Raw genomic sequence first — 22,878 nt, 5'->3', positions numbered from 1 at the left:
CTGTATAAACAAATCACCGGGGTGATTGTGTTTTACAAATATAGCTAAATAAAAAAGCCACCGTCACCAGGTGGCTTTTTAAAGGAGTATATATTATAAATTAAGCCTGTTTAGCAAACTGCACGTTGATGATCAGCTTTACGTCTTCGCCTACAACAACGGCGCCGGCCTCGGTAACACCGTTCCAGGTTAAACCAAAATCTTTACGGTTTATTTTACCGCTAACTTCAAAACCAGCTTTCAAATTGCCATAAAAATCGGTAGCCGAACCGCCGTGCTCCACATCAAGGGTAACCGTTTTGGTCACATCTTTAATGGTCAGGTCGCCGGTTAATTTATCGTCTGTTAACGAAGTTGATTTAAAAGTGATTTTCGGATATTTTTCTGCGTCAAAAAATTCAGGCCCTTTCAGGTGATTATCGCGCATTTCCTGGTTGGTATCGATGCTGTTCACATCTAAGCTAAACTCAACTTCAGCGCCTTCAAAAGTATCGCCTTGAGTTGTTACCGTACCTTCAAATGTTTTGAAAGAACCTGTTACAGTTGATATTACTAAGTGCTTTACTTTAAACTGAACTTCTGAGTGCATAGGGTCCAAAACCCATTTTGTTGCTGTTGCCATGACTAATTTCTTTTTAATGTTATGATTGATGATACAAAGGTAAGTAATTAAATGTTTAAACATGTAATTTTAGTGTAAACAAATAGTTATCAATAAACAGTAAGGGCATAGCTTAGTTTTGAATATTTGTAAATAACTGAAGGTGAGGAGAAAACCATCATCCCGCACCTAAGATCTTACGGGATGACGGCTGATAATGGACTTAGTCGGCTATGGCTCTGAACATTAAAGCGCCAACTGTTAAGTTAGTACGGCTGTCGATAATGATGGCGCCGCCATTAGGTTTGTTTTCCTGGTAAGCATCGAATGCCAAAGGGTCGGCGGTCTTAAGTATAACCCGGCCAATGTCATTCAGGTTAAAGCTTTCGGCGTTAACCTGCTCCAGTGTGTTAATGTTTACTTTATATAATATATCCTGAATTTTGCAGCGGGTAGTTTTACTGTTATGCTGCACCAGGTACATCAGCGAAGTATCCATAGGCTTGGTATCCATCCAGCAAAGGTCAGCCTCGATCAGTTGCGATATTTTAGGATGAGATTGCGCATTCACCAGGATATCGCCACGGCTGATGTCTATTTCATCTTCAAGGTGTAATGTTACCGACATGCCGGCCGATGCTTCGGCAGGCTCACGATCAAAAAACTCGATCTTGCTGATCGTCGAATTAAAACCCGAAGGTAAAACAGTTATCTTGTCATTCACCTTGAACGATCCGCTCAGAACGCGACCTGCGTAACCACGGTAGTCGTGCAGTTCGTCGGTTTGCGGGCGGATGATCCATTGTACCGGCATACGTGCGTGGTCGGTACTGTCGTCAATATCAACAGGTACGGTTTCCAGGTGATCTAACAGGCTTTTGCCTTTGTACCAATGTATCCTGTCGCTTTTGTATACGATGTTATCGCCTTTGAGTGCGCTTACCGGGATGTAGGTAACCTCGTTCAGGTTAAGCTTGCCAGCCATGCGTTGATAATCTTTAACAATCTTGTTAAAAACTTCTTCGTCATAATCAACCATATCCATTTTGTTAACAGCAACCACCACATGCTGTAATGCCAGTAACGATACCAGGTAGGAGTGACGGATAGTTTGCTCGATAACACCTTTACGCGCATCGATCAGGATAATGGCCAAATCAGCATTCGAGGCCCCGGTAACCATGTTACGGGTATATTGAATATGACCAGGGGTATCGGCTATGATAAACTTACGCTTTTCGGTCTGGAAGTATTTGTAAGCCACATCGATGGTGATGCCCTGCTCACGTTCGGCTTTCAAACCGTCGGTTAAAATAGCCAGGTCGATGGTGCCATCGTCGTTCTTACGGTTGCTTTTCTGTAAAGCTTCCAGTTGATCAACCAATATCGAATCGCTATCGTATAGTAACCGGCCAATCAGGGTGCTTTTACCGTCATCAACGCTTCCGGCAGTTAAAAATTTAAGGATATCCATTAAAAATATCCTCCTTTCTTGCGGTCTTCCATGGCGGCTTCGCTCACTTTATCGTCCATACGTGCTCCGCGCTCGCTTATTTTCGATGCGCTTATCTCGTTAATAATATCGTCAATCTCAAACGCGTCCGATTCTACAGCGGCTGTACAAGTCATATCGCCTACGGTACGGAAGCGAACATTCCTACGCGTAATGATATCTTCTTCGTCCATATTTAATGCCTCGGCTGCAGCCATTAATTGCCCGTTGCGGGTAATTACATCGCGTTCGTGGGCAAAATAAATAGTTGGCAATGGTATGTTTTCGCGGCGGATGTAGTTCCACACGTCCAACTCCGTCCAGTTGCTTATCGGGAACACCCTTACGTTTTCGCCTTTGTGTATCTTACCGTTGTAGAGGTTCCAAAGCTCAGGACGCTGGCGTTTGGGGTCCCACTGGCCAAACTCATCGCGTACCGAAAATATACGCTCTTTAGCACGTGCTTTTTCTTCATCGCGGCGCGCACCGCCTATACAAGCGTCGAACTGATGTTGTGCTATTGTATCCAGCAGGGTAACAGTTTGTAATGCGTTACGGCTGGCATTTTTGCCTTTTTGCTCAACCACTTTGCCCTGGTCTATCGAATCCTGCACATAACCTACGATCAGCTTTTCGCCTATACGTTTGATCATCTCATCGCGGTAAGCAATAGTTTCGGGAAAGTTGTGGCCTGTATCGATATGTACCAGCGGAAACGGAAATTTACCCGGGCGGAAAGCCTTTTCGGCCAGGCGCACCAGGGTAATAGAATCCTTGCCACCCGAAAATAACAGGGCGGGCTTTTCAAACTGCCCGGCAACCTCGCGCAATATGTGTATTGCTTCAGCCTCCAGGTCGTCTAAATAATTCAGTTTGTTTTTACTCATTGTTTAGTTCTGCTCGTTACCTTCAAAAAACACTTCTTCATTGTCATGCGCTTCGGTAACATGTAAGCCGCATTCCTTTTTGCTCTGGTCTTCCCACCACCAGCGCCCGGCACGGAAATCTTCTCCTTCGCGTACGGCGCGTGTACATGGTGCGCAGCCAATGCTTGGGAAGCCTTTATCGTGTAAAGGATTGTAGGGGATATTGTATTGTCTAATATGTTGCTTTACGTTATCTAACGACCAATCAAATATCGGATGAAATTTGATAATCTGGTTATTTTCGTCCCACTCAATATTTTCCATGTGCTCGCGGTTGGCCGATTGATCGGCACGGATGCCTGTTATCCAAACCTCGTTGCCGGCAAGTGCACGTTTTAAAGGTTCGATTTTGCGGATGGCGCAGCACTCTTTACGGTTCTCGACCGATTCATAGAAACTACTCGGGCCCTTGGTGCTTACCATCTGCTCAACAGCTGCTGCCTGCGGGTAATAGGCGTGAATCGGCTGCCCATAAATTTCCAGTGTACGGTTCCAGGTATAATAGGTTTCAGGGAAAAGGCGACCAGTTTCTAAAGTAAATACCTTTATCGGGAGCTTATTTGCAAATATCATGTGGGTAATTACCTGGTCTTCCCAGCCAAAACTGGTCGAAAAAATAATCTTACCCGGATAGGTCTCCGATAAGAGCCTCAATGCCTCAACGGGCTCTAAACCTGCTATCTTTTGTTTTATAATGTCCTTAATCATGGCTTATAGCACTTTAACTATAAATTTCTGGATGCTGTAAATGCTTATTGCGATGACAATGATACCGACAGATATCATGATCGTCTTGACCGATATCTTGTTACTTACCCTTGCAGCGATAGGCGATGCCAGTGCACTGCCGATAACCAAACCCGCTACCGACTCCCAGTGATGGCTGTTCAGCATGGTAATGAAGGTTAACGAGCTCATCAAAGCAATAAAGAAACGCGAAAGCTTTACCGTACCCAACGATGTACGCGGGTTACGGCCGCCCGCAATTAACGAAGATAGCACGATCGATCCCCAGCCACCGCCGCCGACAGCATCAGTAAAACCACCGCCAAAACCTAATAAGCCAATGCGTTTGATCTTTTTGTCACCTTTTTTTGCCTTGCCTTTAAATGCCTTGCGGAGAATAATTACGCCTAATATTAATGTGTAAACAGAGATAACAGGCTTGGTGTATAAACTGTAATGCTCAAGCGATGAAAGAATATAAGCGCCCAGAACCGCGCCAATGGCACCCGGGATCAATAATAACCAGAACATCTTCCAGTTGATATTACCCATACGGTAGTGCATCCAGCCGGCAATACCATTGCTTAGTATTTCTGATAAATGCACACCCAGGCTTGCCGAAGCAGGAGGGATACCCATGGTTAACGAGAACGAAGTTGATGTTACACCGTACGACATGCCGATAGCTCCATCGATCATGGCCAACACAAAGCCTGCTATAAAGAAATAATAAAATATAGGTTGTATACCCTGTACAAAGCTTTGAAAATCTGGGTTTTTGAACCAGAATGCCGTAAATGTAATGGCTAATGATGCGATAATAGAGCACCAGATGAGCCATTCAAAGTTTTTCTTTACCGAAACAGGTGTTTTAGGTTCGACGAGTACCGATGTGATGGCATTTAGTTTTTTAACCTTTTCGTTAAAATCGCCACTGAGCGTGTCGCGCAATTGGCTCATTTGCTGTAGTGTGGTATCCAGTTCGTCGGGCAGGTTATCGTTTAAAACCTCTTTAAGGCGTTTCGCTACGGTTGGCGATTTACCATTGGTTGAGATGGCGATCTTCAGGTCGCCTTTCTGTACGATCGACCCTAAATAAAAATCGCACAAACCCGGCTTATCAGCAACATTCAACAATAAATTATGCTGTTTGGCTATCTCGCGGATGTAGGTATTCAACGCCGAATTGTTGGTAGCCACAATCACCAGTTCGGCATTACTCAAATCGTCTTCAGTAAACGATTTTTTGCGGATGATGACCTGCGGAAAGTTGGCAGACAACTGGTAAACAGCTTCCGATACCTGCTCGGCAATCACTGTTACCTTAGCCAGCGGGCTGTTATTCAATACCGCGTTTAGCTTTTCGAGCCCTACATTACCAGCACCTATCAATACCGTATTCAGCTCATTCAGCTTCAAAAAAACCGGGAATAGTTGGTTCCCTTCAGAAGCAATATTCTGAACCTCGGGTTGTGTTTTATTTTTTGGTAATGATCCCATTCACTTATTCAGTCTGTATTATAATTGAACCAGCGGCTCGCGTTTTGTTTTTACTGTTTGGATAAAGCTTTCAACCTGCTCAAGGTATTGCTGCGCAAATTGCTGCGACGGCTCATTCTTGTTGATTTGCAACACCAGGTCCGAGAAGGTTGATCCATTCAGGTCAACTTCGCCTGTAACTACATAATTGGTGTCAAAATCCTTGATAATACCGGCTTGCGTGCTGTTGTTAATGCCTTTATCTAACAGCATAGCTTTGGCAGCACTTACAAATGTTGCATAAGTGTGGTAGATGGCATCTGCATAAGCCTCACCTTCAAACGATTGTTTTGCCCAGCCCAATTTTTCTTCAGCCTCGAATAACAAGGTAGCTACCAGGTCGATCACCACGCCGGCACACTCGCCAACACCGATTGCGGTAGCAAAAGTTTCCTCGTGGCCCCAGTCAACAAATTCTTCATCTTTTAAAGTGGTCAGGTCGGCCAAAGGCTTCAGCAGGTGATAGAAATAGTCTTTAGTTTTCCTGTCGTAATAATCGTTGAACAATTCGTTATCAGTAGCATTAGCCTGATAATCGTTCAGCACTATTCTAAGTACATCGGTAGCTCGTTTGGCAGGCACCTTGGTTACTTTATCAGCAGCGCGGCCGATGCCATCACCTACGATACCACCACCCAATAGCACCTGTACAGATGGTAAAACTTTACCTTGGGCTTTTAACGAGCTGCCGTGGAAACCGATGTGTGCCAGGCCATGCTGGCCGCAACTGTTCATGCATCCGCTGATTTTGATCTTGATATCGCGGTTGTAGATCAGGTCTTCGTATTCATTGTAAATAACATCTTCCAATACTTTCGAAAGTGTCATACTGTTTGATATACCTAAGTTGCAAGTGTCAGTGCCGGGGCAGGTAGTTACATCGGCAACACTGTCAAAGCCCGGAGCAGCCAGGCCCAATTCGCTTAATCCGTTAAAAAGGTGAGGAAGCCCGTCCTCTGTAGCGAATTTTAGTAACAGGCCCTGGTTTGGCGTGATGCGTATCTCGTCGGCCACGTATGGGCTGATTGCAGCCACCAGTTTGCGTGCCTGGTCGGTCGGGATATCTCCAACCTCAACCTTGATATATACGCCAAAATAACCCTTTTGCTTTTGTTCAAAAACATTGGTTGCGCGCCAGTGCCTGTATTTTAATGCATTAACGGGTTCAGTTTTCGGATAGCCGCTATTGGCAGGTGCCAAAGGTTGCGGAACTGTATTGCGATCGATAACAAAGCTTTTCGATTTATTGGCCGTATGCTCTTCCTTAACCAGTTTCAGAACCTCTTCGATACCCAGTTTCTGGATCAAAAACTTCATGCGGGCCTTGTTACGGTTATTACGTTCGCCATAACGGTCGAAAACACGGATCACCGATTCGCTGAAAGGTATCAGTTGATCTTCGGGTAAAAATTCGTGTACTACATGTGCCAGTGCTGGTTGTGCACCAAGGCCGCCGCCCATCATCACTTTAAAGCCCCGGATTTCCTGTCCATTTTCGGTTTTTATTTTCGGGATAAAACCCAGATCGTGAATAAAGGAAAAAGCGGTATCAGCTTCGGTTGCCGAAAAGGCTATTTTGAATTTACGTCCCATTTCCTGGCAAATAGGGTTACGAAGGAAATAAGCGAAAACAGCCTGTGCATAAGGTGATACGTCAAAAAGCTCTGCCGGATCGATGCCTGCGGTAGGCGAGGCGGTAACGTTACGTACGGTGTTGCCGCAGGCTTCGCGCAGGGTAACATCGTCCTGCTCCAGTTTTGCCCATAGCTCGGGTGTGCGATCGAGGCTGACGTAGTGTATCTGGATATCCTGACGGGTAGTTAAGTGCAGGTTGCGGCTTGCATACTCGTCGGATATATCAGCTATCTTTAATAATTGCTTAAAAGTTACTTTACCGAAAGGCAATTTGATGCGCACCATCTGCACACCCGGCTGGCGTTGGCCATAAACACCGCGCGCTAAACGCAGGCTCCTGAATTTTTCATCGTGTATTTTGCCTTCGCGAAACGCACGGATCTTTTTCTCCAGGTCAATTATATCTTTTTCAACAACCGGATTTTCTAACTCGGTCCTAAAGCTTTGCATATCTTTTATTTAGTAGTGTTATTAATAAAAAATCCCCTTCGGCAATCGCAGAAGAGGGAATTTATTATCTTTTAGTGATCGTAAAACCTCTCAGCGCTTCAACACAGTATGATACATACAACAAGTTACGTTAAGCATTTCCATAATCAGATCGTTGTATTTCACTTTGCAAATATAGATAAAGTATATAGAAAAGATAGACTTAATTTAATTATTTCAATTTTGTGACGATTAAGAAGAGGAGAAGGGTTCAGACTTCCGCAATGAGATTGTTTTCGCGTTCGATGATGTTGGCAATGCTGGTTTCGGTCAGGATTTGTAGCGTAGCATCACGTACATCAACAAAAACACTACGGATACCACAGGTAGTTTCCGACTTACATTCCTCGCATTTATGATAGAAGTTAAGGCTGGCGCAAGGTACCATGGCTATCGGGCCATCAGTTATACGCATAATTTGCACCAAAAATATCTCTTTCGGATCCTTATTCAGGCTGTATCCGCCGCCTGCGCCTTTCTTACTATATAAAAAACCCGCATTTCTCAGATCCAAAAGGATTTGTTCGAGGAATTTTTTAGGGATTTTTTCTTCCTCGGCTATTTTAGAGATCTGAATAGGAGGGTTTCCCATGTTTTTCCCCAAACTTACCAAAGCTTTAATTGCGTATTTCGTCTTTTTAGAAAGCATATATTGAAAAACGTATAAAATTTGATATAAAGAACGGCATTTTATTGCAGTTTGCAAAATTTGGACAAATAATCTACTAAAATGGTGTTTTTTATAGTTAAAGTGGGTTTTTAGTGCAAAAAAAGAAGCGTTTTAGGCTATAAGGAAGCTCTTAAAGTTAAGTAAAACGGCGTTTCGATGTGCTCTGTCAACCCATTGAGGATGAGATGAGCTGTTTTTTCGCCCATCGCCTGGAAGTCTGACGAGATGGTGGTCAGGCCGTTTAGTATGATCTTTTTTAAAGGTGTTTCGTTATAGGATATCACACCTACATCGCTTCCAACTTTCAAATCAGTCGAAATGATTCGCTCGATCAGGGTTACCAGATCGCTTTCCATCAGGTTGATATAAGCTTCGCCTTTGGCGATCTGCTCTATCTCTATATTGTGTACCACTTTGCAGTTAAAAGCATACTGGTGACAGAAATTGAAATAGCCTTTTAATATCTCATCAGGGTAATAAGAGTTTTCGGGGAAAATAATCTTGATGGTATGGTATTTACTTAACTGCTCAAGAGCCAGTTCGAGTGCGTGATAGATGTCGTTTTCAAAGTTCTCATATACTGCTGCAAAACTGCCATCAACCCCCGGTATGATCTTATCCAACAGAATCAGCTTCTCCTTTGGGATTGTGTTGATGATCTCATGCGCTTTTTCGCCGCCCTCTAAAAAATGTGGAATGATGACATAATGCGTATAATCATCGTTTTTGTTTTGCAGCAGCTTTTTAAAGAGCGAAAAGTCGTTGTTGTAGATATACAGGTCTACCGCTGCCATTTCGCCCAGCGATTCAACGATCGAATCGTAAATGATCTTTTTGTGATAGCTTAATTTGTTGAACAGTAAAAACACCTTGAGCTTATGGCTCAGATCGGTACTTTTTACGTAATATCCCTTACCAGGTACCGAGCCCAGCAGGCCGATCTTTTTCAGATATTTGTACGCTTTTTCTGCTGTATCGCGCGATATCTCAAAGTTATAGCTTAACTCGTTGATCGACGGCAAAATATCATTTTTGCTTATTTTTCCATCGCTGATACAGTTGATGATTGAATTGGCCAGTTGAAGGTATTTCGGCGTAGAGGAATAATAATCGATAAAAATACATTCAAAAATTGGCGGTTGTTTCATGTTAATTAAAGGGCTTGTTGCTTAACAACTCAATTGATTATAAAAAGATACCCGGTGCATGGTATTGCTTTTCAACACAAGATTACACAGTTAAGCTTATTATTGCAACAAACTACGCAACTTTTTTACCCGATACGATATTATCATAATAAAGCACATTTTTAATTCTATAATTATGTATAATTGACACTTAAAAGTAATATACTGTCAATCAGCATAAACTTTTGCTTTAAATAATTGCGCCCTGATTTAAATTGATTAAAAATTGCCGTAAACCATGACAGTCCATGACGGCAGTGCAATACAGCTTTTCTACTTTTATTCTCTCTAAATAAACCAGTATAGATCTAAATTAAATGGAAGTAATTTTTGGTGTTTTTTTTCATTTCGTCGGTGGTTTCGCTTCCGGCAGTTTTTATATCCCGTATAAAAAAGTTAAAGGCTGGGCCTGGGAAAGCTTTTGGATTGTTGGCGGCCTGTTCTCATGGCTCATCGTTCCACCTTTGGCAGCATGGCTAACCATACCAGGCTTCTTTGATATTATCAAGGCAACCGATGGCGACATATTATTGTGGACATATTTCTTTGGCTTATTGTGGGGCATAGGTGGCTTGACTTATGGTCTCGGTGTTCGCTATCTGGGGGTATCGTTAGGTAGTACCATTATATTAGGTTTATGCTCGGTTTTTGGCGCTTTGGTGCCGGCAGTATACTATAATTTTGTACCAACAAAGGGTAAGGACAGCATTACAACATTGGCTACCACGCATTGGGGGCAGCTGGTTTTAATAGGTATTGTGATATGTGTTATTGGTATTATTATATGCGGCAGGGCAGGTACGCTTAAAGAGCGCGACCTTAAAGCAGGCACAGCCGATGTGGAAGATAACAAGGATTACAAGTTCGGTTTAGGTATTGTTGTGGCAATTATATCGGGTGTATTGAGCGCTTGCTTTGCTTTCGGCATTGATGCGGGCAGCCACATGGCTACTGTAGCCGATGATGCATGGCGTGCAGCAAATAACATTGTCGACCCGACAAGGCACTTCTTATATAAAAACAATGTAACATACATTGTGATTTTATGGGGTGGTTTAACCACCAACTTTATCTGGTGCATGATATTGAACGCCCGTAACAAAACATTCGGCAACTACACAGATAAGAAAACACCGTTATTCAAAAACTACCTTTTCTCGGCAATAGCCGGTACTACCTGGTTTTTGCAATTCTTTTTTTACGGTATGGGCGAAAGTAAGCTGGGCAACGGCGCCAGCTCATGGATACTGCACATGGCGTTTATTATCCTGATTGCAAACATGTGGGGCCTGGTACTGAAAGAGTGGAAGGGCGTAAGCAAAAAAGCTTTAACAACCCTGATCATCGGTATTACCACCATATTGCTATCGGTGATTTTAGTAGGATATGGTAACAACGTAAAAGACAAAGAAACTCCAAAAACAACAGCACAAATACAAGCAAATAAATAAAACAGAACAACAAACAAAAACATCATAAAATGTCTATCAACACAACACAGTTTAAGCACGTGAGCTACTTATGGGATGAAGCAAAAGCTGCGGAATTGGCCGGCGACGAAGTTGCCTTATTAATATATCGTTCAAATTTATTAGGAGCCGATTTAAGGCTGACTAACTACGGTGGCGGCAATACATCTTGTAAAGTAATGTCAAAAGATCCGTTAACCGGTCAGGAGACCGAGGTAATGTGGGTAAAAGGTTCGGGTGGCGATCTGGGAACATTGAAAAAAAACGGCCTGGCGGCATTATATGTTGATCGTCTGCGCAGCTTGAAAAATATTTACCGTGGCGTAGAGTTCGAAGACGAAATGGTTGAACTGTTTAACCATTGTATTTTCGATCTGTCATCAAAAGCACCGTCTATCGATACTCCTCTTCACGGTTTCTTACCGTTTGCGCATATCGATCACCTGCACCCCGATGCTGCAATTGCCATCGCAGCAGCTAAAGACGGTAAAAAGATCACCGAAGAATTATTCAACGGTCAGATAGGCTGGGTTGAATGGAAAAAACCGGGTTTTGAACTGGGCCTGCAATTGAAAGCCTGTCTGGACGCTAATCCTGGTATCCGTGGCATTATGTTAGGCTCACACGGCTTATTTACCTGGGGTAACACCGCTTATGAAAGCTATATCAACACTTTGGAAGTGATCGAGAAATGCGCCGAATACCTGGAACAGAACTATGGTAAAAAAGGCCCTGTTTTTGGCGGTCAGAAAATACAAAGCCTTGATGAAGCCGGTCGTAAAAAACAAGCGGCTGCTATCGCGCCTATATTACGTGGCTTTACTTCGAGCGAGCGCAATATGATCGGTCACTTTACCGATGATCCGCGCGTATTAGAGTTTATTAATTCTAACGATCTGGAGCGTTTGGCGCCGCTTGGTACCAGCTGTCCGGATCACTTTCTGCGCACTAAGATCAGTCCGCTGGTTTTAGATTTGACACCAGGCGAGGACCTGAGCGATGTAGCTGCGATTAAAGAGCGCTTAGCTCCGGCGTTCGAAGCTTACCGTAAAATGTATACAGAGTATTATGAGACTTGTAAGCATCCGAATAGCCCGGCTATCCGCGATACTAACCCGGTAATTATTTTGTACCCCGGCGTTGGCTTGTTCTCGTTCTCTAAGGACAAACAAACCGCACGCGTTGCAGCCGAGTTTTATACGAACGCCATCAACGTAATGAAAGGCGCCGAGGCGATCTCTGAATATACTTCGCTGCCGCGCCAGGAAGCCTTCAACATCGAATACTGGTTGTTAGAAGAAGCCAAATTACAGCGTATGCCTAAGCCAAAAGCTTTGTCGGGCCGCATTGCGCTGATCACCGGCAGCGCCGGTGGTATCGGTAAGGCTATCGCCAAAAAATTTGTTGAAGAAGGTGCGGTAGTTATCCTGAACGACATGAACGCCGAACGTTTAACCGGCGCAGGCGAAGAGTTTAAAAAGCAATTCGGCCGCGACTCTTACGCTACCGCCGTAATGGACGTAACCAAAGAGGATGAAATATTAGGTGCGATGGAAGTTGCTGCACTGGCCTTCGGTGGTGTGGATATTATCGTAAACAACGCTGGTTTATCGATCTCTAAATCAATTGCCGACCATACCGAAAAGGATTGGGATTTGTTATATGATGTACTGGTAAAGGGCCAGTTCTTTGTAACCCAGGCTGCTGTTGCCATCATGAAAAAACAAGCTATCGGCGGTGATATCATCAACATTGTAAGTAAAAATGCCCTGGTGAGCGGCCCAAATAACGCTGGTTACGGATCGGCGAAAGCTGCACAATTGCATTTGAGCCGCCTGAACGCTGCTGAGCTTGGCGCTGATAAGATCCGTGTGAACGTGGTTAACCCTGATGCGGTGATCAGCGATAGCAATATCTGGGCCGGTGGCTGGGCCGAAGGCCGCGCCAAAGCTTATGGTATCACCGTTGCCGAATTGCCTGCTTATTATGCCAAACGTACCCTGCTGAACGAGATTATTTTACCCGATGATATTGCTAATGCCTGCTTTGCCTTCACAGGCGGTTTGCTGAGCAAATCAACCGGTAACGTGCTGAACGTTGACGGTGGTGTAGCGATGGGATTTGTACGATAATTTATTTAGTATTGAGTATTGCGACATGCGTATTGCGATACTCAATAAACTATTGTCTCAATACGCAATACGCACATCTCAATACTAATGAACAGAGTTGCCTTTAAAATGAAGCTTTTTCCGGGCTTTAAAGACGAATATAAAAAGCGTCACGACGAAATATGGCCCGAACTGGTAGCATTGTTGAAACAAACAGGAATCAGCGAGTATTCGATATTTTTGGATGAGGAAACCGATGCGCTGTTTGGCGTTTTGAATGCCGAAGACCCTAAATTACTGGATACCCTGCCGCAGCACGAGGTAATGCAAAAATGGTGGAAATACATGGGCGATATTATGGAAAGCAACCCGGACAATTCGCCGGTAAGCGTACCGCTGCTGGATGTGTTTTATATGCCCTGAGTTAAGATTAAAGAGCAAGGAACAAAGAGCAAAGATTAATAGAAGAAATAACCATATTATAAACCGGGCATAGATAGAAGAATAAGTAAACTAAAATCCTTATTCCTTGTTCTTTGCTCCTTTATCAAAAAACAATGCAAATAGAGAAGTATAAAATAGATGGCCTTAACAATGAGTTACTGGCCGATCATAAACGCAAATTCGAGTTTGTTGCCACTGATGTAACAAACGTTGAGGATGTATTGAAAAAATTACAGGCTTTCCAGATAGCGATACCAAGCTGGGCATTAGGTACCGGCGGTACCCGCTTTGGCCGTTTTAGCGGTAAAGGCGAGCCGGGCAGCCTGGAAGAAAAAATTGAAGATGTAGGTGTGCTGCACTCGTTGAACAAATCGAGCGGCGCTATTTCGTTGCACATTCCATGGGATATCCCGAAAAATGCTGCCGCGATAAAGGCTTTGGCTGCGCAGCATGGCTTGCGTTTTGATGCTATGAACTCAAATACTTTCCAGGATCAGCCCGGCTCTTCCGAAAGCTACAAATTTGGTTCGCTGCAGCACGTCGATAAAGCAGTTCGCGACCAGGCAATCGCCCACAATATCGAAGTAATTAAACACGGTATTGAGTTAGGTTCGAAGTCGTTAACCGTTTGGTTGGCCGATGGTTCGAGCTTTCCGGGCCAATTAAACTTTCGTGGTGCCTTTGAACGTACTTTGGATAGCTTAAAGCAAATTTACGCTGCTTTACCGGCCGATTGGAAGCTGTATTTAGAATACAAATGCTACGAGCCGAACTTCTATTCGACTACAGTTGCCGATTGGGGGCAATCATTGTTATACGTATCGAAATTAGGCCCGAAAGCTTATACTTTGGTTGACCTGGGTCACCATTTACCGAACGCGAACATCGAGCAAATTGTATCGTTGCTGCTGATGGAAGGCCGTTTAGCCGGTTTCCACTTTAACGATTCGAAATATGGCGACGATGACCTGACCGTGGGCAGCATCAACCCGTACCAATTGTTCCTCATCTTTAACGAACTGGTTGAAGGTATGGACGTACGTGGCATGGACCATGCAAATGACCTGGGCTGGATGATCGATGCTTCACACAACCTGAAAGACCCTATCGAAGATTTATTACAGTCGGTACAGGCTATCCAGATCGCTTATGCACAAGCTTTATTGGTAGATAAACCTGCTTTGCAGGCTGCACAAAAAGCTAACGATGTTGCTTTGGCACAAGAGATATTGCAAAAAGCTTATCGTACAGATGTGCGCGCCCTGGTATCTGAAGCAAGCCTGCGTGCAGGCGGGGCTATCGATCCGATTGGCGCGTACCGCAAGTTACAGGTACGCGAAAACTTGATTAAGGAACGTGGGGAGAAAACAGTAGCAACAGGATTATAAGATGAAAGCCGTTCAGGTAATTGCGATATTTGATATAGGTAAAACCAATAAAAAGTTTTTTCTGATCGACGAGTACTATAAAATTGTGCTGGAACGTACAGCCAATTTTAAAGAAACTGTTGATGATGACGGCGATCCCTGCGAAGATGTCGACTTGTTGACAACGTGGGTCAAACAATCGCTGGCTGATATTTTGGCTTTGAAAAAGTTTGATATCAAAGCACTTAACTTTTCTACATACGGCGCAAGTTTCGTACACATTGACCACGGCGGAAAAGTTGCCGCGCCATTATGCAATTACCTTAAGGCATTTCCGGATGATTTGAAGGACGAGTTTTACGCCCAATACGGCGGCGAATCCGTTATATCGCGCGAGACTGCTTCACCTGTTCTGGGTAATCTTAACTCGGGCATGCAGTTATACCGCATCAAACACCGCAAGCCCGAACTGTTCAAAAAAATCAAATATTCGCTGCATTTGCCACAATACCTGGCTTACCTGGTTACCGGTAAATATTACTCGGATATCACCAGTATTGGTTGCCATACGCAATTGTGGGATTTTGTTAAAAACGATTATCATAGCTGGGTCTACAATGAAGGCATCGACAAGATACTGGCGCCTGTATTCCCTTCGGATGATTCGATGACGGTTGAGAGAGAGGGGCATGAGTTTCAGGTGGGCAGTGGTTTGCACGATAGCTCATCGGCATTAATACCCTATCTGGCCAGCTTTTCGGAACCATTTATCCTGATCTCGACCGGTACCTGGTGCATCAGCTTAAATCCTTTTAATAACAACCCGTTAACTATTGATGAATTGCATCAAGATTGCCTTTGCTATATGGAATATCACGGGCGCCCGGTTAAAGCTTCGCGTTTATTTGCCGGTAACGAACACGAGCAGCAAACTAAACGCATTGCACAGCATTTTGGTAAACCGGCTGATCAGTATAAAAAGGTAAAGTATAACCCGGAGTACGTTACATCACAAGTTAATATAATCGTTGATGATCGCGATTCGCTCATGCAGCAGTCGGTATTTGGCAGCCGTGATCTGAACTCGTTCGCTTCGTATGATGAAGCTTATCATTGTTTGATCCAGGATATTATGCGCCAGCAACGGGCGTCGACACAATTAGTGATACAGGACACCGGGGTGAAACGCATATTTGTTGACGGCGGTTTTGGAAAGAACGTAGTGTACATGAACTTGCTGGCAGCGGCTTTCCCTCATTTAGAGGTATTCGCAGCCTCTGTGGCTCAGGCTACCGCGATTGGCGCGGCCCTATCCATACATAAACATTGGAATACCAAAACTATCCCCGGCGATATGATCGAACTAAAATATTATGCCCTGGCGCAAAAAATGGAGGTTCAATAAATAGTTATCATCTGCAATATGAATAAAAACTTTAGCAAGAGGAGTATATACATTATATATCTCCTCTTTTTTTTCGTCGGTTTAACTGCCACAGCACAGCAAAGCAGGAAAGCTTTCAATAAGAAGCGTCCCAACATTATCATTATCCTTGCTGATGATATGGGCTATTCGGATATTGGCTGTTTTGGCTCAGAGACGCTGACACCCAACCTGGATGCTTTAGGTAAAGGTGGTATCAAACTGACACAATTTTACAATGCTTCCCGTTGCTGCCCAACGCGTGCATCGCTGATGACAGGTTTGTACCAGCACCAGGCCGGCGTAGGCGATATGGTAAACACCCGTAAGGAACCTGCTTATGAAGGCTATCTGAACCAAAACTGTGTTACAATTGCAGAAGCACTAAAAGCAGGCGGCTACAATACACTGATGGCCGGTAAATGGCACATTGGCCAGGCACCGGAGCATTGGCCTGTTAAACGGGGCTTCGATCATTACTTTGGTTTGATTGACGGTGCAAGCAGTTATTTTAACCCGACGATGCCTTACCGCCCTAATCAGAAGCTCACTATTGCTCTGGATGATAAAGAGTTTACACCGGGACCAAACTGGTACTCGACGAATGCTTATGCCGATTACGCCGTAAAGTTTATCGATGGCAATAAAAATACAGGCAAGCCATTCTTTTTGTATATGGCATTTACGAGTCCACATTGGCCGATACAGGCCCTGCCCGAAGATATTGCGAAATACAAAGGCAAATACCTGATGGGGTGGGATAAGCTGCGTGAGGCCCGTTTGGCACGCCAGAAAGCAATGGGCATCTTGCCGCAGGATGCAAAACTCTCGCCGCGCGACCTTAATGTGCCCGACTGGGACAGCCTGTCGCCTGAAGAAAAGGACAGATGGGACACCAAGATGGCCGTTTATGCTGCGATGGTAGACAGGATGGACCAGAATATAGGCCGTATCCGCGCCAAGCTGAAACAACTGCACCAGGATAAGAATACGGTCATTATGTTTCTGTCGGATAATGGAGCAAGCAGCGAAAGCATCAAAGGCAATGGTTTTACGCCCGAAGTACTTGCCGCCAACAACAAGCCTGCAAGCGACCCGACCTCGTTTACTGCTTATGAGTACTGGGGCGCTAATGTGAGCAATACGCCATTCCGCTTATTTAAGCATTGGGAATATGAGGGTGGCACGGCAACACCATTTATTGCCAGTTATCCGGGTGTGATCAAACCTGGCGCGATAAGCGATCGTCCGGCACATATTATCGATTTGATGGCTACATGCCTTGATATAGCTAAAGTGCCTTATCCTAAAACATATCATGGCAATACCATTATCCCTACAGAAGGCATCAGCTTGCTGCCTTTGCTGAAAGGGCAGCAATGGGCTGGCCACGACGTTTTGTTCTTTGAGCATGAAGGCAACCGTGCAGTGCGGCAGGGCGAGTGGAAACTGGTATCGCAAAAACCCCTGAACAAATGGGAATTGTATAATATTAAAGAAGACCGTTCTGAACTGAACGACCTGAGCGCTAAATATCCCGACAGAGTAGCTGAAATGAGTGCTATGTATGATAAATGGGCCGAACACGCAGGGGTTATACCGTTCTCCAAGCTTGAAAAAAGGGCGGGAGAAGAACAGTAATAGTAATACGGGTTCGTAAATATTTATTACATTTGTAATACCAACGAGCGTCGCAATTACAAGCTGTGATGTTACAAACTGTTACGATGTCGGATACTCAATTATTAAAGCGCTTGCGCATTGTTATAAAAGCCTGTGGCGGCCAAAGTAAATTTGCCAAAATATGCGGTGTGTCGCAGTCGCTGGTAAGTCTCATGCTCTCTGGCGATCGGGATGTTAACTTTACTGTGATCCGTTCGGCTTGCCACGAATTAGGTTATTCGCCCGAATGGCTGATATTAGGTACCGGCGAAAAGAAGCTCGACGGCAAAGACGCTACCAAGCTGGTTACCGAGATACAGATATTACGCACCGAAGTAGAGCTGTTGCACGTTAGGATGCGGAGCTACGAGAAGGAGTTTGAGAATATTTTGGCTAAGCTAAAAGCCGAAGGCAAGTAAAAGAAAAAAAGGATAATGAGAATCATTACCCTTTTTTAGGATATCCTGCTCGGGAGCTTAAAACTTCAGGTGTTTTACCGTCAGTCCGTTATTAATCAGTTGTTTTAACGAATCAATACCAACACGCAGGTGTGTTTCCACATACTGTTCAGTTACTTTTGAATCGCTTTCAGCTGTCTTTACACCTTCGGGGATCATCGGCTGATCGGATACCAGCAGCAAGGCGCCGGTCGGTATTTTGTTGGCAAAACCGGTGGTGAATATAGTAGCGGTTTCCATGTCGATTGCCATGGCGCGCAGAGTTTTCAGGTACTTTTTAAACGCACGGTCGTGCTCCCAAACGCGGCGGTTGGTAGTATAGCAGGTACCGGTCCAATAATCGCGCGAATGATCGCGGATGGTAGTTGAGATAGCTTTCTGAAGGGCAAAGGCCGGTAGCGCAGGCACTTCTGCAGGCATATAATCGTTTGAGGTACCTTCGCCGCGGATAGCTGCGATAGGTAAGATCAGGTCGCCTACATTGTTCTTCTTTTTCAACCCGCCGCATTTGCCCAAAAATATAACGGCTTTGGGATGTATGGCAGTAAGCAAATCCATCACGGTTGCGGCAAGCGCGCTGCCCATACCGAAATTGATGATAGTGATGCCATTCGCAGTAACACTTTGCATAGGTTTATCGAGGCCGATGATCGGTGCATTATCGTTCCATTCCGAAAACATCTGCAGGTACTTCGAAAAATTGGTGAGGATGATGTAATCGCTGAAATCATCGAGCGGGCGGCCTGTATAGCGCGGCAGCCAGTTGGCGACTATAGCATCTTTTGTTTTTAAACCTGCTTTGACAGGGGATTGTATCTCTCTTACTTTTTTGGATTGTTCAAGCAATCCTTCATCTTTTTTTATATCTTTTTCTTCGTTCATATGCGTAATTATATAATGAAGTTATAAATAAATCGAACATGTACCATGGCTGAATATATTGTTAATATTCAGATCACATGCCTTTTATATTACAAAAGCCCCGGAAGTACCGAGGCTTTTGAGTATTATTTCAAATTTTAAGCAGGTTTTAGGCCACTTTTAATTTTTTCAGATCAGATTTTTCGAATTTCTCCAAAGCGTAATCCAGGGTAACGTTTAACTGTTTTACATCTTTCTTGGATGGGAACTCAAACATCGCGTCGATCATGATAGCTTCGCAGATAGAGCGTAAACCACGTGCACCAAGTTTAAATTCCATTGCTTTGTCTACGATAAATTCTAAGGTTTCGTTTTCAAACTCCAGGTTGATGCCTTCGTATTCGAACAGCTTTTTATATTGCTTTAACAGCGAGTTTTTAGGTTCGGTTAAAATATTACTCAGAGCATCGCGGTCAAGCGGATTTAAATAGGTGAGTACAGGCAAACGGCCTATCAGCTCAGGTATTAAACCAAACGCTTTCAAATCCTGTGGGGTAATGTATTTGTACAGGTTTTTCAGGTCGATGTCGTGATCTTCATTTTTAAACTTATAACCAACAGTTTGTGTGCGTAAGCGGTTAGCTATTTTTTTCTCGATACCATCAAACGCGCCACCGCAGATAAACAGGATATTGCTGGTGTTCACGGTGATCATTTTCTGGTCGGGGTGCTTACGGCCGCCTTGTGGCGGTACGTTAACCATGGTGCCTTCCAGTATTTTCAGTAAAGCCTGCTGCACGCCTTCGCCTGACACATCGCGGGTGATGGACGGGTTATCACTTTTGCGGGCAATTTTATCCACTTCGTCGATATATACGATACCCCGTTCGGCTGTAGCCACATCATAATCGGCCGCCTGTAAAAGGCGGGTCAAAATACTTTCAACGTCTTCGCCCACGTAACCGGCTTCGGTTAACACAGTGGCATCACAGATGCAAAACGGAACGTTTAATATTTTGGCGATGGTTTTAGCCAGCAAAGTTTTACCTGTGCCGGTTTCGCCAACCATAATGATGTTTGATTTTTCGATCTCAACTTCATCCTTTTCAACCTTTTGGTTTAAACGTTTGTAGTGGTTATACACCGCAACCGACAATACTTTTTTAGCATCGTCCTGGCCGATAACATATTGATCGAGGTGGGTTTTGATTTCGTATGGTTTGAGTATGGTAGCCGCCTGGTTAGGGTTTTTTACCTTACGGACTTTTAACTCCTCCGCTAATATTTCGTTGGCCTGATTAACGCACTTATCGCAAATATGCGCGTCCAATCCGGCAATCAGCATTAAAGAATCCTGCTTTCCTGCTCCACAAAACGAGCACCTGATTTCTTTGCTGTTTTTTGTCATTGATAATTAGTTTGTGCAAAAATACGTTAAAAAGTTTAAACCTGACTATAAAAGTAATAATACTTGTTATTTATAACCAGATAGTTAACCTTAAAATGTATGATAGCCAGTGGTTTATCTATACAGGTAAACCACTGGCGGCTTCATCGGTTTTAATTATTTTTAGAAGCGCCTTTCAGTACTTCGTCAACCATGCCAAATTCTTTGGCTTCTTCGGCAATCATCCAGTAATCACGGTCTGATGCTTCCCAAACTTTTTCGTAAGTGGCGCCGCTATGGTCGGCAATGATCTGGTACAATTCCTTTTTCAGTTTGGTGATCTCGTGGTAAGTGATCTCGATATCAGATTGCTGACCCTGCGCACCGCCCGATGGCTGGTGGATCATCACACGCGAGTGGGGTAGTGCGGCACGTTTACCTGCAGTACCGGCACAAAGCAATACCGCACCCATCGAAGCGGCCATACCTGTACAGATAGTAGCCACATCATTGCTGATGAACTGCATGGTATCGTAAATGCCTAAACCGGCGTAAACCGAACCACCAGGCGAGTTGATATAGATCTGGATATCGCGTTTGGCATCGGCCGATTGTAAGAATAGCAATTGTGCCTGGATGATGTTGGCGTTGGTATCATAAATAGCATCTCCTAAGAAGATGATACGATCCATCATCAAACGCGAGAATACGTCCATCTGGGCAACGTTTAATTGGCGTTCTTCGATGATATATGGCGTCATGCTGGATGGTATACGGCTGTTTTCGACACGCGAAATAAAACCATCTACAGCCAGGCTGTTTATGCGGTGATGCTTTACAGCATATTTGCGGAATTCGTTTTTGTCTATGTTCATGGTTCTTGATTGTTATGGTCGGCGCTAATATAACCGACCCTGGTAAATTATGGTAGTAAATTAAAATTTTTTAGTTGATAGAATTGTGGCCGGCAGGTAAAAATGTTTATAATAAAAAATGCCGGAAACTAAGCCCGGCATTTCAATTTTATGATCCTTTAAAAGTTTAGTTCAGTTACTCCTGAGGCAATTTGCTGAAATCGGCGTGACTGATCTCTTTTTTGTTCAGGGTAACGATGCTTTTCAAATGCTCTAAGGTTTTGATGGCCTTAACTTCTTCAAAAATTTTATTTCCGTTCTCTTTGTTTTGCAGGTATTGCACGGTGTACTGACCCAATTGCTCTTCGCTGAGCGGGGTAGGGCTGTACATGCGGAATTGTGCATCCAAACGTTTTTTTGCCAGTTCAAAAACTTCCTCGTATTTAATTTCGAGTTTGTTATCCTTAATGATCTTGTTTTCGATCAAGGTCCATTTCAGGTTTTTGGCAAAGTTGTCGTAGTCTTTTTCCAACTCTTCGTCTGTCAGATTCTCGTTGGTGGCTTTTAACCAGCGTTTCAGAAAATCATCGGGCAACTCGAATTTGATCTTCTCTAAAGTATAGTTGTACAGGTCGTTTTGCAGTTTACGCTCAGCATCCTGCGCGCCCATTGCTTCAACTTCTTCCTGTATTTTGGCTTTAAATTCCTCTTCGGTAGTTACCGTACCTGCACCAAATAATTTGTCAAAGAACTCCTGGTTCAAATCGCTTTCTTCCAGGCGGTTGATGTTCTTTACTGTCAGCTGAAATTTCGATTTCAGTTCGGCAGCATCTTCTTCTTCAATTTTCAACAATCCGGCAACTTTAGCCGCATCGTTTTCAAATGCTTTCTGAACATCAAATTCAAGCACATCGCCCTTTTTTAAACCGATCAATGATTTTTTGATCTTGGCATCTTTAACCTGGTCTAACCGAACCGATGTGGTATTGCTGATCCCACCTTCAAAAACAGAACCATTTGGCGCTAATTGTACTAATTCGCTGTAAAGCACATCATCGTCTGCCGATACGTCAGGATTTGTCATTTTGCCATAGCTGCGACGGATGTTTTTGATACGTGCGGCAAGCGTTTCGTCATCAACTTTGATCACGTATTGGGTTAAGGCATCTTTCGAAGAAAAATTAACCTCGAATGGAGGAGCAACCCCTAATTCGTAGTTGAATTCGAAATCTTCGCTGAAATCCCAGGCAAATTCCTTGTGCGGATCAACCTTCGGAAGCGGCTGACCTAAAACATCGATACTGTTATCGGTGATATATTTATTCAGCGAGTCGGATAACAGGTTGTTGATCTCATCAACCAAAATGCTTTTACCGTACATTTTTTTAATGTGTGCAGGAGGTACCATGCCTGGACGGAAACCAGGGATTTTTGCTTTTTTAGCTTGCTCCCTGATAGCTTTTTCAACGCGGGCCTGGTAATCGGCCGCTTGAATTTTAACAGTAAGTATTGAATTTAGGTTGTCGATTTTTTCCTGAGTAATATCCATTATGCGGTACTAAAATTAATGATACAAT

The 22,878-nt window shown here is 43.9% G+C and carries 19 protein-coding genes; 7 read left to right on the top strand and 12 right to left on the bottom strand.

Translation table 11 applies throughout. The features are described from left to right. Positions 1-100: 100 nt before the first annotated feature. The 8 genes from BEL04_RS04500 to BEL04_RS04465 all read right to left on the bottom strand — a co-directional run bounded on the left by BEL04_RS04500 (position 101) and on the right by BEL04_RS04465 (position 9,226). The gene (locus BEL04_RS04500) at positions 101-622 is read right to left on the bottom strand and encodes a YceI family protein (RefSeq protein ID WP_066003457.1); all 522 of its coding nucleotides are present in this window, start codon (positions 620-622) and stop codon (positions 101-103) included. Between the two features lie 202 nt (positions 623-824). Beyond that, the gene (locus BEL04_RS04495) at positions 825-2,075 is read right to left on the bottom strand and encodes a sulfate adenylyltransferase subunit 1 (protein ID WP_066000659.1); all 1,251 of its coding nucleotides are present in this window, start codon (positions 2,073-2,075) and stop codon (positions 825-827) included. Beyond that, on the bottom strand, positions 2,075-2,980 hold the full coding sequence (cysD, locus tag BEL04_RS04490; protein ID WP_175403998.1) for a sulfate adenylyltransferase subunit CysD: 906 nt from the start codon (positions 2,978-2,980) through the stop codon (positions 2,075-2,077). The genes BEL04_RS04495 and cysD overlap by 1 nt, the downstream gene beginning before the upstream one ends. 3 nt (positions 2,981-2,983) lie before the next feature. Then, entirely contained in the window at positions 2,984-3,727 is a 744-nt protein-coding gene (locus BEL04_RS04485; protein WP_066000656.1) for a phosphoadenylyl-sulfate reductase, read from the bottom strand. A gap of 3 nt (positions 3,728-3,730) precedes the next feature. Further along, positions 3,731-5,245: a TSUP family transporter gene (locus BEL04_RS04480; protein ID WP_066000654.1), complete on the bottom strand. Its 1,515-nt coding sequence runs from the start codon at positions 5,243-5,245 to the stop codon at positions 3,731-3,733. 18 nt (positions 5,246-5,263) lie between these two features. After that, on the bottom strand, positions 5,264-7,369 hold the full coding sequence (locus tag BEL04_RS04475) for a HEPN domain-containing protein (RefSeq protein WP_066000653.1): 2,106 nt from the start codon (positions 7,367-7,369) through the stop codon (positions 5,264-5,266). 250 nt (positions 7,370-7,619) lie between these two features. Next, positions 7,620-8,057 (bottom strand): Rrf2 family transcriptional regulator, encoded by a 438-nt coding sequence (locus tag BEL04_RS04470; protein WP_066000651.1) that lies wholly within the window; start codon positions 8,055-8,057, stop codon positions 7,620-7,622. Between the two features lie 137 nt (positions 8,058-8,194). Further along, positions 8,195-9,226: a GntR family transcriptional regulator gene (locus tag BEL04_RS04465; protein ID WP_066000649.1), complete on the bottom strand. Its 1,032-nt coding sequence runs from the start codon at positions 9,224-9,226 to the stop codon at positions 8,195-8,197. Between the two features lie 356 nt (positions 9,227-9,582). On the opposite strand from BEL04_RS04465, the gene rhaT reads away from it, so the two are divergent. The 7 genes from rhaT to BEL04_RS04430 all read left to right on the top strand — a co-directional run bounded on the left by rhaT (position 9,583) and on the right by BEL04_RS04430 (position 18,160). Next, positions 9,583-10,716, top strand: coding sequence for an L-rhamnose/proton symporter RhaT (gene rhaT / locus BEL04_RS04460; RefSeq protein WP_066000646.1), 1,134 nt, complete (start codon positions 9,583-9,585; stop codon positions 10,714-10,716). 29 nt (positions 10,717-10,745) lie between these two features. Next, positions 10,746-12,866, top strand: coding sequence for a bifunctional aldolase/short-chain dehydrogenase (locus BEL04_RS04455; RefSeq protein ID WP_066000644.1), 2,121 nt, complete (start codon positions 10,746-10,748; stop codon positions 12,864-12,866). 87 nt (positions 12,867-12,953) lie between these two features. Continuing rightward, positions 12,954-13,268 carry an L-rhamnose mutarotase gene (rhaM, locus tag BEL04_RS04450; protein WP_066000642.1) on the top strand — a complete coding sequence of 105 codons (315 nt, stop codon included), beginning with the start codon at positions 12,954-12,956 and terminating at the stop codon, positions 13,266-13,268. Positions 13,269-13,402: 134 nt separating this feature from the next. Next, on the top strand, positions 13,403-14,677 hold the full coding sequence (locus BEL04_RS04445) for a TIM barrel protein (protein ID WP_066000640.1): 1,275 nt from the start codon (positions 13,403-13,405) through the stop codon (positions 14,675-14,677). Position 14,678: 1 nt separating this feature from the next. Beyond that, positions 14,679-16,061, top strand: a complete 1,383-nt coding sequence (locus tag BEL04_RS04440; RefSeq protein ID WP_066000639.1) for an FGGY-family carbohydrate kinase — start codon at positions 14,679-14,681, stop codon at positions 16,059-16,061. A gap of 18 nt (positions 16,062-16,079) precedes the next feature. Beyond that, positions 16,080-17,720 (top strand): arylsulfatase, encoded by a 1,641-nt coding sequence (locus BEL04_RS04435; protein ID WP_066000638.1) that lies wholly within the window; start codon positions 16,080-16,082, stop codon positions 17,718-17,720. An 86-nt stretch (positions 17,721-17,806) separates the two neighbouring features. After that, complete coding sequence (locus BEL04_RS04430; RefSeq protein ID WP_175403997.1) at positions 17,807-18,160, top strand: helix-turn-helix domain-containing protein; 354 nt, start codon at positions 17,807-17,809, stop codon at positions 18,158-18,160. A 57-nt stretch (positions 18,161-18,217) separates the two neighbouring features. Here the strand turns inward: BEL04_RS04430 and BEL04_RS04425 are convergent, their stop codons facing one another. From BEL04_RS04425 to tig, 4 genes are all read right to left on the bottom strand, one after another. Next, a complete protein-coding gene (locus tag BEL04_RS04425) occupies positions 18,218-19,081 on the bottom strand; it encodes an AMP nucleosidase (protein ID WP_066000635.1) in 864 nt (287 codons plus the stop codon). Between the two features lie 148 nt (positions 19,082-19,229). Further along, entirely contained in the window at positions 19,230-20,468 is a 1,239-nt protein-coding gene (clpX, locus tag BEL04_RS04420; protein ID WP_066000634.1) for an ATP-dependent Clp protease ATP-binding subunit ClpX, read from the bottom strand. Between the two features lie 152 nt (positions 20,469-20,620). Then, positions 20,621-21,322: an ATP-dependent Clp endopeptidase proteolytic subunit ClpP gene (gene clpP / locus BEL04_RS04415; protein ID WP_066000632.1), complete on the bottom strand. Its 702-nt coding sequence runs from the start codon at positions 21,320-21,322 to the stop codon at positions 20,621-20,623. A gap of 175 nt (positions 21,323-21,497) precedes the next feature. Further along, positions 21,498-22,850, bottom strand: coding sequence for a trigger factor (gene tig / locus BEL04_RS04410; protein WP_066000630.1), 1,353 nt, complete (start codon positions 22,848-22,850; stop codon positions 21,498-21,500). Positions 22,851-22,878: the final 28 nt, after the last annotated feature.

It is taken from the genome of Mucilaginibacter sp. PPCGB 2223 (assembly GCF_001705515.1).
Taxonomy (GTDB): domain Bacteria; phylum Bacteroidota; class Bacteroidia; order Sphingobacteriales; family Sphingobacteriaceae; genus Mucilaginibacter.
Note: the sequence above shows the minus strand (reverse complement) of the source record. Positions and strands in the feature narration are given on the sequence as shown.